Annotated in this window: 15 protein-coding genes; 5 read left to right on the top strand and 10 right to left on the bottom strand. The window is 70.4% G+C overall.

The features are described from left to right. Nucleotides 1-59 precede the first annotated feature (59 nt). The 3 genes from B116_RS0113655 (at nt 60) to B116_RS0113645 (ending at nt 3,141) form a co-directional block, all read left to right on the top strand. Nucleotides 60-1,226, top strand: coding sequence for a 3-dehydroquinate synthase family protein (locus B116_RS0113655; protein ID WP_027660398.1), 1,167 nt, complete (start codon nt 60-62; stop codon nt 1,224-1,226). Continuing rightward, entirely contained in the window at nt 1,223-2,134 is a 912-nt protein-coding gene (locus tag B116_RS0113650; protein ID WP_027660397.1) for a sugar phosphate isomerase/epimerase family protein, read from the top strand. Before B116_RS0113655 ends, B116_RS0113650 begins: the two co-directional genes overlap by 4 nt. A 74-nt stretch (nt 2,135-2,208) precedes the next feature. Continuing rightward, nucleotides 2,209-3,141: an LLM class F420-dependent oxidoreductase gene (locus B116_RS0113645; protein WP_018723330.1), complete on the top strand. Its 933-nt coding sequence runs from the start codon at nt 2,209-2,211 to the stop codon at nt 3,139-3,141. Between the two features lie 36 nt (nt 3,142-3,177). Here B116_RS0113645 and B116_RS0113640 read toward each other — a convergent pair whose 3' ends face one another. The 5 genes from B116_RS0113640 to B116_RS0113620 form a co-directional block, all read right to left on the bottom strand. Beyond that, on the bottom strand, nt 3,178-4,176 hold the full coding sequence (locus B116_RS0113640; protein WP_018723331.1) for a tyrosine-type recombinase/integrase: 999 nt from the start codon (nt 4,174-4,176) through the stop codon (nt 3,178-3,180). Nucleotides 4,177-4,189: 13 nt separating this feature from the next. After that, nucleotides 4,190-5,161 carry a hypothetical protein gene (locus tag B116_RS0113635; protein ID WP_018723332.1) on the bottom strand — a complete coding sequence of 324 codons (972 nt, stop codon included), beginning with the start codon at nt 5,159-5,161 and terminating at the stop codon, nt 4,190-4,192. Between the two features lie 143 nt (nt 5,162-5,304). Further along, complete coding sequence (locus tag B116_RS0113630; protein ID WP_027660396.1) at nt 5,305-6,975, bottom strand: RCC1 domain-containing protein; 1,671 nt, start codon at nt 6,973-6,975, stop codon at nt 5,305-5,307. A 131-nt stretch (nt 6,976-7,106) separates the two neighbouring features. After that, on the bottom strand, nt 7,107-8,279 hold the full coding sequence (locus B116_RS0113625) for an MFS transporter (protein ID WP_155255750.1): 1,173 nt from the start codon (nt 8,277-8,279) through the stop codon (nt 7,107-7,109). Nucleotides 8,280-8,444: 165 nt separating this feature from the next. Beyond that, nucleotides 8,445-8,897, bottom strand: a complete 453-nt coding sequence (locus B116_RS0113620; protein ID WP_027660394.1) for a MarR family winged helix-turn-helix transcriptional regulator — start codon at nt 8,895-8,897, stop codon at nt 8,445-8,447. Nucleotides 8,898-8,997: 100 nt separating this feature from the next. Here B116_RS0113620 and B116_RS0113615 point away from each other — a divergent pair, with 100 nt between their 5' ends. After that, entirely contained in the window at nt 8,998-10,050 is a 1,053-nt protein-coding gene (locus B116_RS0113615; protein WP_027660393.1) for a bifunctional NAD(P)H-dependent oxidoreductase/GNAT family N-acetyltransferase, read from the top strand. Between the two features lie 91 nt (nt 10,051-10,141). Here the strand turns inward: B116_RS0113615 and B116_RS0113610 are convergent, their stop codons facing one another. Then, nucleotides 10,142-10,465 carry a GYD domain-containing protein gene (locus B116_RS0113610; RefSeq protein WP_018723337.1) on the bottom strand — a complete coding sequence of 108 codons (324 nt, stop codon included), beginning with the start codon at nt 10,463-10,465 and terminating at the stop codon, nt 10,142-10,144. A gap of 185 nt (nt 10,466-10,650) precedes the next feature. On the opposite strand from B116_RS0113610, the gene B116_RS0113605 reads away from it, so the two are divergent. Then, the gene (locus tag B116_RS0113605; RefSeq protein ID WP_033665632.1) at nt 10,651-11,262 is read left to right on the top strand and encodes a TetR/AcrR family transcriptional regulator; all 612 of its coding nucleotides are present in this window, start codon (nt 10,651-10,653) and stop codon (nt 11,260-11,262) included. Here the strand turns inward: B116_RS0113605 and B116_RS0113600 are convergent. Genes B116_RS0113600 through B116_RS0113585 form a run of 4 tightly spaced genes read right to left on the bottom strand, consistent with a single transcriptional unit; the run spans nt 11,214 to nt 14,909 of the window. Then, complete coding sequence (locus B116_RS0113600) at nt 11,214-12,512, bottom strand: glycosyltransferase 87 family protein (protein ID WP_027660392.1); 1,299 nt, start codon at nt 12,510-12,512, stop codon at nt 11,214-11,216. The genes B116_RS0113605 and B116_RS0113600 overlap by 49 nt on opposite strands. Next, entirely contained in the window at nt 12,509-13,180 is a 672-nt protein-coding gene (locus tag B116_RS0113595; RefSeq protein WP_018723340.1) for a class I SAM-dependent methyltransferase, read from the bottom strand. Before B116_RS0113595 ends, B116_RS0113600 begins: the two co-directional genes overlap by 4 nt. Continuing rightward, complete coding sequence (locus tag B116_RS0113590; protein WP_027660391.1) at nt 13,180-13,899, bottom strand: polysaccharide deacetylase family protein; 720 nt, start codon at nt 13,897-13,899, stop codon at nt 13,180-13,182. Before B116_RS0113590 ends, B116_RS0113595 begins: the two co-directional genes overlap by 1 nt. Then, on the bottom strand, nt 13,896-14,909 hold the full coding sequence (locus B116_RS0113585; RefSeq protein WP_027660390.1) for a glycosyltransferase family 2 protein: 1,014 nt from the start codon (nt 14,907-14,909) through the stop codon (nt 13,896-13,898). The genes B116_RS0113590 and B116_RS0113585 overlap by 4 nt, the downstream gene beginning before the upstream one ends. Between the last annotated feature and the right edge of the window lie 217 nt (nt 14,910-15,126).

Below are 15,126 nucleotides of genomic sequence, written 5' to 3'. Positions count from 1 at the left end.
TGCGGTGAGCCCGGCGACGGTAACGGCATGGTTTCGGACGCGGCGGGAACCAGGAGGGCATGCCCCGGCTTTGGAAGTGGGAGGCGCAGGTTGCCCGGCCCATGTCGTGGAGCACCGCGCTCTACGACGGGCTGCTGGAGCTCAAGCCCCGCAGCGAGCCCACACTCTTCGGTGAGCTGGACCGCTCCCGGCGACGTTTCGTCACCGTTGACGAGAGCGTCTGGCGGCGGTATCAGAAGGAGATCACCGGGCTGCTGGACCGCTACCGACTCGAGTGGAACAACCCGCCTTGCCTGTTGCCGGGCGGTGAGGACGCCAAGACCCGCGACGACGCTAACCGGATCTACGACGAGATGGATGCCTTCGGTGTTTCCCGGTTCGGCGAACCGCCGATAGCGATCGGTGGCGGCGTGCTGCACGACGTGTTCGGTCTGGTGGCCAGCGAATACCGGCGGGGCGTGTCGTGGAACTTCATCGGCACCACCCTCGTGGCGGCTGTTGATTCAATGTTCGCCCTGAAGTGCGGCGTGAGCGAGGGATGGAAGAACCGGGCTGGTCTCTACCATCCGGCACGGTCGTCGATGACCGACGCCCGCTTCTTTGCGACCTTGGAGCCGCACCGCATCAGTGATGGCTTCGGGGAGATCATCAAGGTCGCCGTCGCTGGCGAACCTGCCCTGTTCCGGCTGCTCGAGGAGCACGGGCCACGGGTCGCCGAAGAACGTTTCCAGGCCGCCGACGACGCTTCCCAGGAGATCCTCAGCCGATCGATCTCCTGGATGATGCGGGAACTGAAGCGCAACCCGTTCGAACACGAGACGGCCCGGGCCAGCTACCTCGGGCACAACATCTCGCCGGGGATCGAGCCCATTGTGACGCACGGCCACGCGGTGGCGTTGGACATCGCCTGGACCAGCATGATCGCCTGGCGGCGGGGGTTGATCGGGCGGTTCGTCCGCGACCGGATCCTGCGCCTGATCCGCTCCCTCGGCCTGGACGTGTGGCACCCCGCGATGGCGGACACGCAGCGACTGGTGGCCGCCCTGTCCGACACCGCCCGGCACCGGGGTGGCCAGCAGCGCATCCCGACGCCGACTCGGGTGGGTCGGGTGACGTATCTGGGGGATGTCACGACCGACGAACTGCGGCGCGCCGTCGAGGACCAGCACCAGTGGGAATCGGGCGACCTGCGGTCGGATACCGCGAAGGAGGGCGGTCGGCGATGAGTCCGTCGTACGGTCCGGACCACCGGATCCAGATTGGTTCGTCCCCGGACTCCTGGGGGGTGTGGTATGCCAACGATCCGCGGCAGGTTCCTTGGCCACGTTTCCTCGACGAAGTGGCGCGGGCCGGCTTCGAGTGGATCGAGCTCGGCCCGTACGGGTATTTGCCGACCGACCCGACCCGGCTCGCCGGCGAAACAGCCCTCCGTGGCCTGCGGGTCGCCGCAGCGACACTCTCGACGTCCCTGCACCGGGGCCACAGCGGCTGGCAGGAGACCTGGCCCCGGGTGGCGATGACCGCGGCGCTCGTACGGGCAGTGGGTGGGTCGTGCCTCGTGATCATGCCTGGCTACTGGCGTGACCCGTGGACGGGCGAGTTCACTGAGGAGCCCGACCTCACCGCGACGCAGTGGCGTGACCTCATCGTGTTGACCAACCGGCTCGCACGACAGGTCCGCGACTCTTTCGGGTTACGGGTCATGCTCCACCCGCACGCCTACACCCATATCAACAACGAGCAGGCGGTCACCCGTTTCCTCGACGCGACGGATCCGGAACTGGTCTCCCTCTGCCTGGACGTCGGGCACTACGCCTTTTGCGGCGGAGACAGCGTGAAGCTGCTCGACAACTGTGGCGAACGCGTCGGTCACCTGCACCTTAAGCAGATTGACCCCGCGGTGCTCGCCGACGTTGTCGCCAAGGACGAACCGTTCGCCACCGCCGTGGCCCGGGGAGTATGGTGCGAGCCGCCGAGCGGGCTCCCCGCGCTGGAACCGGTTCTGGCCGCGGCGCGACGACTCGACACGGACATGTTCGCCATAGTTGAGCAGGACATGTACCCCTGCCCCGCCGACAAGCCCTTCCCGATCGCGGAACGGACCCGCCGGCTCCTGCGCTCCTACGGGGTGTGACCCACCTGTCGGGTCGAAACCCTGATGTTGGTTGTTGCGCCGAAAGCCGGACCGATTCCCAGGAAACTGGGCTCATGCAGTGCCATGTCTTCACCAACCCCCAGCAGGGGGCGAGCTACGAGGAGGTCGCCTCCACCGCCAGGGCGGTGGAGGAACTCGGGCTCGACGGCTTTTTCCGCTCGGATCACTTCCTGGCCATGGCCGGTGCCCCGGGACTGCCCGGCCCCACCGACACCTGGGTGACCTTGGGCGCGCTGGCCCGGGAAACCCAACGCATCCGACTCGGCTCGTTGATGACCTCGGCGACGTTTCGGCATCCGGGCCTGCTGGCGGTCACGGTTGCCCAGGTTGACCAGATGAGCAACGGGCGGGTCGACTTCGGGTTCGGCACCGGATGGCACAAGCCGGAACACCGCGCCTACGGTGTCCCCTACCCCGCCCTCGGCGAACGGTTCGACCGCTTCGAGGAGCAACTGGACATCGTCACCGGCCTGTGGGGCACCCCGCCGGGCGAGCTGTTCACCTATTCCGGGCACCATTACCAGTTGACCGACGCGCCGGGGTTGCCGAAGCCCGTCCAGCAGCGTCCACCGATCATTATCGGCGGCAAAGGACCGACCAGGACACCCTGCCTGGCGGGTCGTTACGCCGACGAGTTCAACTACGCCTTCCCGACGTTGACGGAGATCGCGGAGCTGGGCGCCCGGGTGGACGCGGCCTGCGAGAAGGCCGGTCGGGCGCCGTCGAGTCTTCGCCGCTCCGCTGTTGTCCTGCTCGTTTGTGGCCGGAGCTCCGCCGAGGTGGCCCAGCGCGCGGAACCGGTCGGTGGGCTGTTTACCGCGCAGATGATGGAGCATGGGCTGGTCGGCTCCCCGACGGAGGTGGTCGACCGGATCGGGGAGCTGGCCGAGGCGGGCATCAGCCGGCTCTATCTGCAGACGCCCCACCAGTTTGATGTCGACCATCTGGCGTATTTCAGTCAGCACATCTTGCCGCAGCTGGACTGACGGGCGCCGGCCGGCACGGTGGACCGGGGCGGCGGGTCAGCTGCGGCGCCGGGCCCGGGCCGCCCAGATCGCGTACGCCGGGTCCCGGTCGAGGTTGTGCCGGTCGCGGTCGTAGCGGCGGGTGGTACGCGGGTCGGCGTGCCCCATCGCGTCCTGCACGTCCTCCAACGGCACGCCCTCGGCGCGGGCGGTGGTGGCGAAGGAGTGCCGCAGCGAGTGCGGTGACAACCGCGCCCACCCGGGGATGCCGGCCTCTCGGGCCAGCCGGCGGACCAGCCGGAACACCGAGTGCCGGTCTAGCCGGGCTCCGGTGGAGGTCACCAGCAGCGGACCGGTCAAGAGGTGCACCGGCACACCCGCGGCGCTGGCCCGCAGCGCCAGGTAGGCGTGCACCGCCGCCGAGCAGCCCGGGGTGAGGGCCCGCCGCCGGGCCCGGCCGCCTTTACCCGTGAAGCGGACACTCTGGTGGCCGCGCTCGGTGCCCAGGTCGCCGACGTCCAACGACACCAGTTCACCGACCCGCAGCCCAAGGTCGACCAGGAGCGCCACGGCGGCCCGGTTGCGGGCGGCGGTCGGGCCGGTGCCGCTGTCGGCGACGGTGAGCAGCGCGTTGACCTCCTCCGGGGTGAGTCCGATGGTCGCCGAGTGGTCGCGGTCAATGTGGGGGCGATCCGCGCCGGTCACCGGATTGGTCTCGACGGCTCGCAGCTTGACCAGGAAGTCGTACCAGCTGGACAGGGCGGAGAGCCTACGGGCAACCGTGGCGGGCGTCAGTGGCTTGCCGCTGCGGGCGTTCGGCATCGACTCCAACCACCGGGCGTACGCGTTGACGTGCAGGAATGTGGCCCGCAGCGGGTCGGCGTCGGCGTCGGCGCACCAGCCGAGCCAGCCGGCGACGTCCCGCCGGTAGGCGGCTCGGGTGTGTTCGCTGAGCCGGCGGTTGGCCAGCCACGCCTCGGTGAAGTCAGCCGCGCCGGCCGGCGGCACCGGCGTTGGTGTCGAGCGGCGCCGCACCGGAACCTCGGGGGAGAGCATGTGTGAAAGGTTCTCAGGATGGGGTGGGTAGCGGTCGGAGGCGCGCCCGCAGGAGCACCACAGTCACCGCCGCGAGGGTGACCGCGGCGACCGCGGCGAACGCGGTCAGGGTCGCCAGGTCGGGGTGCAGGACTGACTGGCCGCGGCTGGCCTGCCAGCTGAGCACCGCGAACACCCCGGTTCCGCCGAGGGCGGCGGTACCGACCAGGTCGGCGCGGGTCCGCTCGTCGCGCAGCCAGGGCCGCCGGGCCGAGGCGGCGCCCAGGGCGACGGTGAGCAGCAGCAGCCCCTGGATGGCGTGCATTCCCACGAAGTGCGAAACCCGCAGGTCCCCACCGGTCGCGCTCCAGCCGGTGACTGGCATTCCGTTGCCGTCGGGGTCACCGATGCCGTGCGCACCGATCAGGGACACCTGCTGGCCGTTGGCGTCGGCCACCACCCGCGGCGTCTGCTCCGAGGTGCTCAGCCACAGGGCCACGGCCATGCTGGCGACCGCCAGGCCCAGCCCGGCGCGTAGCGCCCGGGTCAGCGCGCGGTCGCCGACGCGCTGAATCAGCAGCAGGATCGCCACGAAGAAGGTGGTGAGCAGGAGCGGCATGATGCCGACGGAGAACAACGCCTGTACGGTGCGGGCCACCGGGTCGGTGTTGTCGTTGAAGTGGCTGAAGGTGCCGTTGGCGGCGGCGTAGGCGACGGCTCCGACGTCGAGCACCCCGGCGACCGCGAAGATCGTACCGAGCCACCAGCCGATGCGTCGGCCCCGGTGAAGCTTGCCGAGCAGCCACGCCAGCACGAGGGCGTGCACGCCCATGGCAAACCCGAACTTCAACGGTTTCAGCCAGACCGGCTCGCCGGCGAGGTGCCGGTCGTCCAGTAGCAGGCCACCGATGGACACTACGGCGACGGTGAACATGAAGACCGCGTTCGCGAGCAGCGGCCGATGCCACTCGGTCTGCACGCGGTGAGGTGCGGTGATGGTACTCATGCGTCGCTCCGTCCGCTGGCGCGCACTCGGCCCGATGCCGGGTGCGCTTCGAGCGTCTTCGAACGCGGAGCGCAGCACCATCCCACAGGCCACCGGACGGGCCGGGGGTTAACCCCCCTTCTGCAGATCCGGCCCAGGCGCGGCTATCGCGGCTGGTGGGATCGGGGCCGGCGGGTGCGGTGGATGAGGGCGGCGCCGGTGAGGATGAGCAGGGTGGCGGCGCTGAGCAGGGTGGGCAGGCTGGCCCCGGTGACAGGTAGGTCGGGGTCGGTCGGGGCGGTGGAGTCGGCGATGGTGATGGTGGTGGCCGCGGATTGGCTGTGGGGGCAGGTGGTGGTGCTGGTGTAGTCGGCGGTGAGGGTGTGGGCGCCGGCGGGGAGCCGGGTGGTGTGGGTGGCGGTGCTGGTGCTGTCCAGGGGCACGGTGGCGAGGTCGGTGGTGTTGGTGCGGAAAGTGACGCTGCCGGTCGGGTCTGTGAGGTCGCAGGTGACGGTGGCGGTGAGAGTGACGTCCTGATCTGCGGTCGGGTCTGGCGGCGAGATCCGCAGGGTGGTGGTGGAGCTCGCTTGCGCGTCAACGAGGGCGAGGCTGTGGTCGTCGCCGGCGGCGACGGCGGTGATCGCGGTGCCAGCGGGCAGGCTGACCACGACCGGCTCGCTGCTGTCGGTGGTGGTCCCGTTGCCCAGCTGGCCTTCGTTGTTTCTGCTCCAGGCGAGGGCGGTGGCGGTGGCGGTCACCGCCACGGCGTGGTCGCGGTGGATGGCGACGGCGGTGAGCGTGACGCCGCTGGGCACTCGGACGGCGACCGGGGTGTCGCTGCCGACGGTGCTGCCATCGCCGAGCTGGCCTTGCCCGTTGTCGCCCCAGGCGAGGGCGCCGCCAGCAGCGGTCAACGCCAGGCTGTGGTCGGCGCCGGAGACAACGGCGGTGGCCGTGGTGCCGGCGGGTACCCGGACGGTGACGGGAGTGGTGCTGTCGCTGGTGCTGCCATCGCCGAGCTGACCGAAGGAGTTCGCACCCCAGGCATGGACGGCGCCGGTGGAGGTCAGGGCCAGGCTGTGGAAGTCGCCGGCGGCGACCGCGGTGACCGTGGGCAGCTTCACGAGGATGGGAATGCTGCTGTCGGTGGTGGTGCCGTTCCCCAACTGGCCGCGGGCGTTGCCACCCCAGGCGAGGGTGGTGCCGGTGGAGGTGACGGCGAGGCTGTGGCCGAGGCCGCCGGCGATGGCGGTGACGGTGGTGCCCGTGGGCAGCCGCACCGGGACCGGGATGCTGCGGTTGGCGATGGTCCCGTCCCCCAACTGACCGACGCCGTTTCTGCCCCAGGCGAACAGCGCACCGGTGGAGGTGATCGCCAGGCTGTGGCCGGTGCCAGCGGCGATGGCGGTGACGGTGGTGCCGGCGGGCAGCCGCACCGCGACCGGAGTGCTGCTGCGGGTGGTGGTGCCGTTCCCCAGCTCACCGAAGGTGTTTCCACCCCAGGCGAGCACCGTGCCGGCGGAGGTCAGGGCCAGACTGTGGGTGTCACTGCCGGCGATGTCGGTAACGGTGGTGCCGGCGGGCAGCCGCACCGGGACCGGGGTGCGGCTGCTGGTGGTGGTGCCGTTGCCGAACTGGCCGAAGGAGTTGTTGCCCCAGGCCAGGATGGTGTTTGTCGCGACGGCCGCGGTTGGTGTGGGCTGGGCATCTGCCGGCGGTACCCCGGCTGCCTGGGTGGCCGTGACCGCCAGCGCGAGGCAGAACCCGCCGGCCAGCGCGCGTGCCGCCCATTGCGCGCCAGCGCCGTGAAGATCTGGCTGACGAATTCCCGGCATCGTGCACACCTCCGAACGGACAAGTGCCCGTCAATAGGACAGAGGCCATTATTGACCACCTATCCATCGGAGAGCGGCAGGAACATGCGCCCAAACCGAAGCTCGCCTGTTAGCCGGGCCGGGCCGCAGCCCTACCGGCGGCGGGCACCGGCCAACACGCGGACCAGGATGAGCATCGCGGCGGCCTGCGCGGCGGCGACCGCGGCGAAGAGCCCGGCCCGGGAAGAGTCGTACAGGGCACCGGCGGCGACGCCACCGATGAGCGCACCGGCGGCCTGAACGGCGGCGAAAACGCCGTAAGCGGTGGCCCGACGCGCCCGGGGCACAAGGTCGGCCACGAAGGCCTTGACGGTGGAATCCTGCACCCCCAGCGCGGCGCCCCACACCAGGACCCCGCCGGCGGCCACCGCCAGGCCACTGGTGAACGCCAGTGGGGGCACCACGGCTACCAGAATGGGCAGGACCAGCAGGACCCGGGCTCCGATGCGGTCGTAGGCCGCACCGGTGGCGAGCGCGGCCACGGCCGCCGCCGCCATCGCCGCCGCGTACAGCAGCGGCACCCCTGCTGCCGGCACCAGACCGGTCTGTGCCAGGTGGAACCCGATCAACCCGAAGGTCATCAGCCCCGCGGTGCACAGGGCGCAGGCCGCCGCGAACCATCCGAAGGAAGCCGGCAGCGAGGCACGCCGGGCGGGGGCATCGTGCTCGTGCCGGTTGTCGACGGCGACGTCACCGGGGTGCGCGATGCCGGCGCGGCGGCGCAGGAGCACGAGCAGGACCATCGCCAGTGCCCCCGGCACCGCCAGCCCGGCCAGCCCCGGCCACAGGAGTCCCCCCGCTGCGGTGGTGAGTGCTGCCAGCAGCAGCGGGCCGGCGAACGCCCCGACCTGGTCCAGGGCCTTGTGGACGCCCATTCCGCGGCCCATCCCCACCGCGCCGGCAGCATCGGCCAACAGCACCGACTTCGCCGGTGACCGCACGGCCTTACCCAGCCGCTCCACCACGATCAATACCGCGGCCGCCACCAGCCCCGCGGCACCCAGCCGCGGGGTCACCGCCAGCAGCGGCACGCACACCGCCGTCAACGCGTACCCGACGGTCGTCAACGTCCAGTAGCGGCGGGTCCGGTCGGCCAGCGGCCCCGACACCAGTCGCAGCGCCAGCGCGGCCGCCTCACCAGCACCGGTGATCAAGCCGACGATCAGTGCGGAGGCACCCAACGATGCCAGGAGCGGCCCGTACACCGACCGGGCGCCCTCGTACACCATGTCGGCGGCCAGGCTCACCACACCGAAGCCGATCACCGTCCGCCACGGCGACCATCCCAACGCCCGTCGATCGTCGGGGTCTGCTGGAACGCGCGGCGCCGGCGTGGAATCAGTAGTTAGCACAGCCTTACCTAATCGGAGTTCGGGCTATGCGGTCAAACCGAGATCGTGTGGACGCCTGGATGGGCTACCGACCGATTGTCACGTCGCCGGGCGATCTTCGCTGGCTTGGGGCTCTTCCAGCCTGCGGGCGATCTGTTCGATGGCGGTGAGGTCTGCGGGGGTGAGCCGGTCGATGAAGTGGCGTCGTACCGACTCGACGTGGGCTGGTGCGGCGTCTTCGAGCGCCGTCAGACCCTGTGCGGTGAGCACCAAGAAGCAGCCCCGGCCGTCGTTGGGGTCGGGTGTGCGTTTCAGGAGACCACGCGCCGCCATCCGGGTGGCGTGTCGGGATAGCCGGCTGCGTGACCAGCCCATCTTGTCGGCCTGCTCCCCCAGGGTGCTGGTGTGGCCGGGTCGTTCCGACAGGGTGCTCAGCACTTCGTAGTCAGGTTCGGAGAGCCCGATCGCGGCTAGGTCGCGCGCCGTGCCGGCTTGGACGGCGACCGTGATGCGCAGGAACGCCCGCCAGGCGCGTTCCTGGTCCGGGTTCAACCAGCGTGCGGCTCCGGTCGAGGGTTTAGTTGACATGTAATCAAGCTAGCACCTACACTTCGTTTCCATGTTAACTAAACCGGTTCGCGTTCTTCTGCTGATCTGCAGCACCCGCCCCGGCGCTCTCGGTCCCCACGTGGGCCAGTGGCTGGCCGAAGCGATCTCCCCACGCGCCGCGGAGCTCGGCGTCGAGCTGATGCCGGTGGCCCTCAGCGAGTTGAACCTGCCGCTTCTTGACGAGGAGGAACACCCGTCGTCGGGCGTCTACCAGCATGAGCACACACGGCGCTGGAGCTCGATCGTTGACCTGGCGGATGGGTTCATCGCGATCACCCCGGAGTACAACTACGGGATGCCGGCGACCCTGAAAAATGCGCTGGACTATCTCCACCGCGAATGGGCGTGGAAGCCGATCGGTTTCGTCAGCTACGGCAACACGTCGGCGGGCACCCGATCGGTACAGCACGCCAAGCAGGTGGTGACCACGCTGCGTCTGGTTCCGTTGGGTGCCACGGTCGCGATCCGTCTCACTGACGCAACGACGGATGGACGACTACTACCCGACGCCGCCCGCGACCGGGCGGGCCGCGGCCTACTGGACGAACTGGTCCGGGTCGCAAACGCCCTGCGGCCACTGCGTGAACACGCACAGGTCGACAGCCGATCCGGACCGCTGCCAGGGTCCTACGTCAGACGGCTGAGCGGCGACGACGCGCCTGAGGTGACGGTACTGCAGCGGTGCTGCTGGGTGGACGAGGCCCTCGCCAACGAGACCACAGACATTCCCGCCTTACACGAGTCGCCGGAACAGGTACGCGGATGGCTCGCGGCGTGGCACACCACGGGTCTGTGGCGTGACGGCCGCCTCCTGGGGATGGTGCGCGCCCGCCGCCTCGATACCGACTGGCACGTAGGTCGGCTCGCCGTCGTGCCCGACCTACGTGGCCAAGGGCTGGGCCGATGGCTGCTGCGCACCGCCGAGGCCGACGCCGCCTCCGATTGCGATCGCATCCTCCTGGCGACCGGAGCCAAGAACCTGCGGAACCTCGACTTTTATCACCGCGAGGGATACCACTCGACCTCGCTCGCCAGCCCAGACGGAACCACCTGTCTCAGCAAGGACGTGACCCACCCGCGCGCACGCCGTACCTGAAGTCAGGGTGGGTTCCCGCGCTGGCCAACCAAGGTAGATGCCACCACCTTCGCCAGCGGAGCCGGGGCGAGGCAGAGCGTGCTGGCCGGCCCTACTCCGCCCGGCCGGGCGCCTGGTAGGTGACCGGAAGTTTCGCTGCCTCGTCGATCTCCTCCGGAGTCAACAGTGGCACCATGATTGTCTCCCCACCGCCGGAGGCGCGGACGGCGATGCTGAGCGCGGCGGCGACCACGTTGTCCCGCAGGTCACACAAGACATACACGTCGTGCTCGCCGAAGGAGAAGTACAGCGACTCCACCTGTCCACCGGAGTTCTCGATGAGCGCCCGGACCACCTCGGCCCGCCGTGTCCCCCCTTCTTTGCCCAGTCCGCTGACACCCTGGGTGGTGTAGGTCGCTATCGCCAAGAACTTCACTACGCTGGCACCACCTTTCACCGTCGCTGGTGCTCCCGCTGCCTTCGCCCTGTACCCGCAATCCGCCCCGCCACGCCTCGCCGGCTCGCGGCGGAACCGAGCAGAGGGACAGGTGCGTGGGCCGGGCGCCGGAGCGTGGGGAGGTGACCGACCCCCACCGCACCCGGGTTGTTACCGTGGTGAACATGTATGTACCCGAGGATCGCACCGCGAAGGCGATCATTCGGGATGTCGCCCTGGAGCTGTTCGGCGAGCAGTGGCCGGCGGCGGCGTCACTCAAGCAGGTGGCGCAGCGGGCGCAGGTCTCGCAGTCGCTGATCATCAAACACTACGGGTCCCGTGACGGTCTGGTCGCCGCGGTGGACACCCACGTGCTGGGCCTGTTGGGCAACGCGTTGGAGGCGCTCGCCGACAACGACGGAGCCGGTTCACCCAGCCGCTTTCTCGCCTCGGCCGACGTGCTCCGGGCGCCGGCCACCACCCGCTACCTCGCGCACCTCCTCATCGGCGACACCGCACGCTCGGTCGAGGCGTACCGCCGGATGCAGGAGTTCACCGACTCGCTGGTGCGTCGAATGGCCGAGGCCGGTGCGGTCGCCGAGGGCACGGACCAGGCGCAGCTCTCGGTTGTGCTCCTAGCCCACGAGCTGTCGATCATGTTGTTGCGGGATCGCATCGCCGACGTGCTCGGCGTGGACCCGGTGGGCCGCGACGGCCTTCGCCGCTGGTGGGACACGATCGACCAGCTCTACTCCGGCGCGGCGATCCGGAAGCCATCCGGAGGACCCGAGAAATAGTCCCGCCCGCGCTCAGCGGTGGCGGCGTTTCGCCGGGACAGCCATCCGGTGAGCAGGACCAGCCCGGCGAGCGCCATCAACACATACAGGTTGCTGTACACCAGGCCGAGGCCGGTGAAGTGCAGATCCCAACCGCCCGGCGCGGCCAGCACCCAGCTGGTACTGGCCACCAGCACGAGCCAGACCACGCCGAGCGTGACGGCGCCGAGACGGTGGCCGTGCCGGCGGCAGCGCTCGGCGAGCAGCACCAGCGCGGGCACCCACCAGACCCAGTGGTGATGCCAGGAGACCGGGGAGACCAACAGCCCGGTGCCGGCGCACGCCAGCACCGCGACCAGCTGGTCTGCGGCGCGCGCGCACCAGACGGCGAGGGCCATGCCGGCCGCGGCGACCACCACCGCGGTCACTGCCCACACCCAGGCCACATCGGGGGTGTCGGTGATTCGGGCGAGAGCGCCGGCCAGCGACTGGTTCAGGATCGTGCGGGGATCGCCGGTGACTCGGGCTGTGTCGAGCAAGCCCCCGCCGAAGAACCAAGCCGAGTCCGTTGGTCGCCAGGCGAACCCGATACCGATGGTCGCCAGGAACCCGACCATGGCCGTGACCGCCGCCCGAATCCGGCCGGTGAACAGCAGGAAACCCACGAAGATCAGCGGGGTGAGTTTGAGCCCGGCTGCCACCCCGATGCCGACCCCGCCCCACCGGCTGGTGCGGCCGGGCAGCAGGTCGTAGAGCACCATCCACAGGAGGAAGAGACCGACCTGCCCCGCCTGCAGATGGCCGGTGACGGGAAAGATCGGCAGCACGGCGAGCACCGCCAGCAGTGTCATCAACCGTCGGCGACCAGGTTCGACGCCGGTGGCGTTCAGGGTCAACCGGACGACCGCCACCAGCGCGGCCACCGACGCGGCCGTCCAGAGCCCGACGGCGACCTCGGCGGGGATGGCGGCCAGCGGCCGCAGCAGCAGGGCGGCGAACGGCGGATAGGTGAACCCCAGCTCGATTCCGTCCGCGCCCCGGTAGGCGACCTGGTACAGGTTGCCGTCCCCGGCGGCTGCCGCGGCGGCGCCGGTGCGGTAGGCGGCCAGGTCACCCCAGAATCGTCCGGTGCTGTGGTGCACCAGCGCCGCCGCCGTGGCCAGCAAGGCGATGACCCCCACCAGCGTCGCTCTCGACGCCGCCGTTGCCGCCAGCGGGGTCGCCGGCGGTGTCCGGGAGAACTCGGAGCCGGTGGTCGGGGCGTCGGTCACCGCCGCTCCCCCGCCGTGCTCGGCCCGGTGACCTCGCCGGCCTGCTGGCCGGCCGGTGCCGGGCCGAGCACGAACGTGCCCCCGGCCGGCGTACCGTCGCGGAGCCGGGTCTTCTCCTCGTGCACGGTCAACCCGCAGCCCCGGATCTGGTCAGCCAGGGCGGCGTGCGCGCCGCCGCTGTCGTACAACCAGACGATGAGGACCCCGCCGGGGGTGAGCGCGCGGGCCATCCGGTGCAGCAGTGCGATGGCCTGGTCGGGTGGAAAGTAGTAGAGCACCTCCCGCAGCAGGATCACGTCGTATGCCTGTGTGACCTGGTAGGTGAGCACATCGGCGACCTGGAACGAGCTACGCGGGCGGCGCAGCGAGCGGGCGCGGCGCAGGGCGGTCCGGCTGATGTCGACCCCGTGGTAGTGCTGGTAGCCCGCGGGCGGCAGCACAAGATTCACTGTGGAGCCGCAGCCGAGGTCGAGGATCCGGGGTCGTGGCGCCCACCGGTGGATGAGCTGCACGATGGTGTGGTCGCCGGCCCGGTCCAGGTAGTTCCACCGACCCAGGGCGTACTGCGTCTCCCAGAGCAGCGCGTTCAGCCGAGGGTACGGGCGGATCAGTACCGCCAGCGGCCAGTGCAGTACGCGGGCGACGGCCCGCACCACGGCGCTGCCCATCAGCTTCGCCCCGCGCGGCTCGGGTGCCCCGGACCCGGTGCGGGCGACACCGGGACGAAGCGTAACCCGCGTCGCTGCAGCCGGGGGATCACCGCCGCCAGCGCGACCACGGTCTGCCGGCGGTCGCCGCCGCCGTCGTGGCAGAGCAGGACATGGCCGGAGCGGCTGCGCGTCAACGTCCGCGTGATGTGCGCTACGCCCGGCTGCTTCCAGTCGCTGGAGTTGACCGTCCAATCCACGGGGGTGAGCCCGGCCTGCGCCACCGTGTCGAGGACCCGGGGCGACCACCCGCCGCTGGGCGCCCGGAACAGCCGTGGCGCCTGCCCGACGGCATCGGTGATCTGCTGCTGCGCCCCCTGCACCTCATCGTGCAGCAGCCCGGTGGGGAGCGCGGCGAAGGGCATCGGGTGATGCATCGAGTGGTTACCGATCTCGTGTCCGGCCTCGGCGATCCGGCGGGCCAGCCGGGGGTGCTGCGCCACCCGCGCGCCGATGAGGAAGAAGGTCGCCGGCACGGCGTACGCGTCCAGCAAGTCCAGCAGGGCCGGGGTCCAGCGGGGGTCGGGTCCATCGTCAATGGTCAGGGCCACCCCGCCGGGCTCGACCCGGAACATCGGCCACCGCCGGCGGGCCTTCGCGCTGGTCGGCCGCAGCCGGTGATAGGTCCGCACGCCGAGGAAAGCCGCTTCCCACGCCCGGCCCACCAGCACCGGGGTCACGAGTCGGCCCGCGCCGGAGCAGGACGGGACGGGCCGAAGTCCCGATCGGTGAGGAAGCGCACCCCACCCACCGCCGCCCCGGCGATGATCGCCACCTGTACCAGCAGGTGAGTGGCGAGGAAGAAAGCGAGAAACGCCGGGCCGCGTTGGCGTAGCACAAACCGCGCCAGCCCCGGATCGGCCACGGCGAAGCCGAGCAGCGCGGCGGCGGGCAGGGCGAACAGGACAGGTGCGAACAGGCCAGCCGGGAGGGTACCGACGGCCAGCGCCGCCGCCAGCACCCCGGAACTGCGGTTGGCCCGCAGCCCCGCCGGCCCGCGTTCCCGGACGGCCACCGGTACGAGTAGCTGGGAGCGGCCGAACTGTTTACGTAGCATCGGCCACAATCGGCTGTCATCGTCGTGCCGACACGTCACCTCGGCGCTGAGCCAGATGCCGTGCCGGTCGGCCATCCGGTCGCTGAGTTCGACGTCCTCGGAGGCGCGCAGGTTCTCGTCGAAGACGCCGACGTCGTCGAAGACCGTCCGGCGTACGGCGCAGAGCGCGAAGATGGCGGTACGGACCCGACCGGTGTTGCGGATGCGCCAGTAGTGGGCGTGCAGCAGGCGGTACGCCTCCACCGGCCCGTCGTCGAACAGCGGCTCGGTCAGGTAGATGCCGTGTACGCAGTCCACGTTGGGGGTCTCGGTGAGTACTCGCAGGGCGTTGGCGAGCGCGTCGGACGCTGGCGCACAGTCGGCGTCCACGAAGAACACCACTTCGCCCTGGCTTGCCTGGATGCCCTGGTTGCGGGCAGCCGCTGGACCTCGGTTGACCGGGTGCGGCAGCAGCACAACGGCCGGGAACTCCCGGGCGATTCGCTGCGTCCGATCGGTGCTGGCGTCGTCGACGACGATCACCTCGTGCGGCGGGTGGGACTGGGCGAAGACCGCGGACAGGCAGGCGCGCAGGGTCCGCTCGCTGTTGTAGGCGGGAATGACGACCGAGACGTTCGCAGGCACGAACACCACCTATGTCGAATGGCCGGGCGCCCGCCGGGACTCGTACGCGAACGCAATGACATTTCGTGCACGGTAACGACGTGGCGAGTTCCGTACAAGCGCCCCAACGGGGTGTACAGCCGGTCTGCGGCGGGGTTCCAGTCGTCGTTCAGTCGTAGTTCAGTGCCGGTCGAAATAATGTCCGGGGGCCGCCGGGGCTGGTCGGTTCTTAACGTGACCCAGGTCC

This window comes from Salinispora fenicalii (assembly GCF_000514815.1).
GTDB lineage: Bacteria > Actinomycetota > Actinomycetes > Mycobacteriales > Micromonosporaceae > Micromonospora > Micromonospora fenicalii.
Note: the sequence above shows the minus strand (reverse complement) of the source record. Positions and strands in the feature narration are given on the sequence as shown.

Excerpts from the sequence above, each read along its gene's own strand:
- B116_RS0113645 (WP_018723330.1), top strand. The coding sequence starts at position 2,209 with ATGCAGTGCCATGTCTTCACCAACCCCCAGCAGGGGGCGAGCTACGAG.
- B116_RS0113655 (WP_027660398.1), top strand. The coding sequence starts at position 60 with ATGCCCCGGCTTTGGAAGTGGGAGGCGCAGGTTGCCCGGCCCATGTCG.
- B116_RS0113635 (WP_018723332.1), bottom strand. The coding sequence starts at position 5,161 with ATGAGTACCATCACCGCACCTCACCGCGTGCAGACCGAGTGGCATCGG.
- B116_RS0113630 (WP_027660396.1), bottom strand. The coding sequence starts at position 6,975 with ATGCCGGGAATTCGTCAGCCAGATCTTCACGGCGCTGGCGCGCAATGG.
- B116_RS0113595 (WP_018723340.1), bottom strand. The coding sequence starts at position 13,180 with ATGGGCAGCGCCGTGGTGCGGGCCGTCGCCCGCGTACTGCACTGGCCG.
- B116_RS0113650 (WP_027660397.1), top strand. The coding sequence starts at position 1,223 with ATGAGTCCGTCGTACGGTCCGGACCACCGGATCCAGATTGGTTCGTCC.
- B116_RS0113640 (WP_018723331.1), bottom strand. The coding sequence starts at position 4,176 with ATGCTCTCCCCCGAGGTTCCGGTGCGGCGCCGCTCGACACCAACGCCG.
- B116_RS0113605 (WP_033665632.1), top strand. The coding sequence starts at position 10,651 with ATGTATGTACCCGAGGATCGCACCGCGAAGGCGATCATTCGGGATGTC.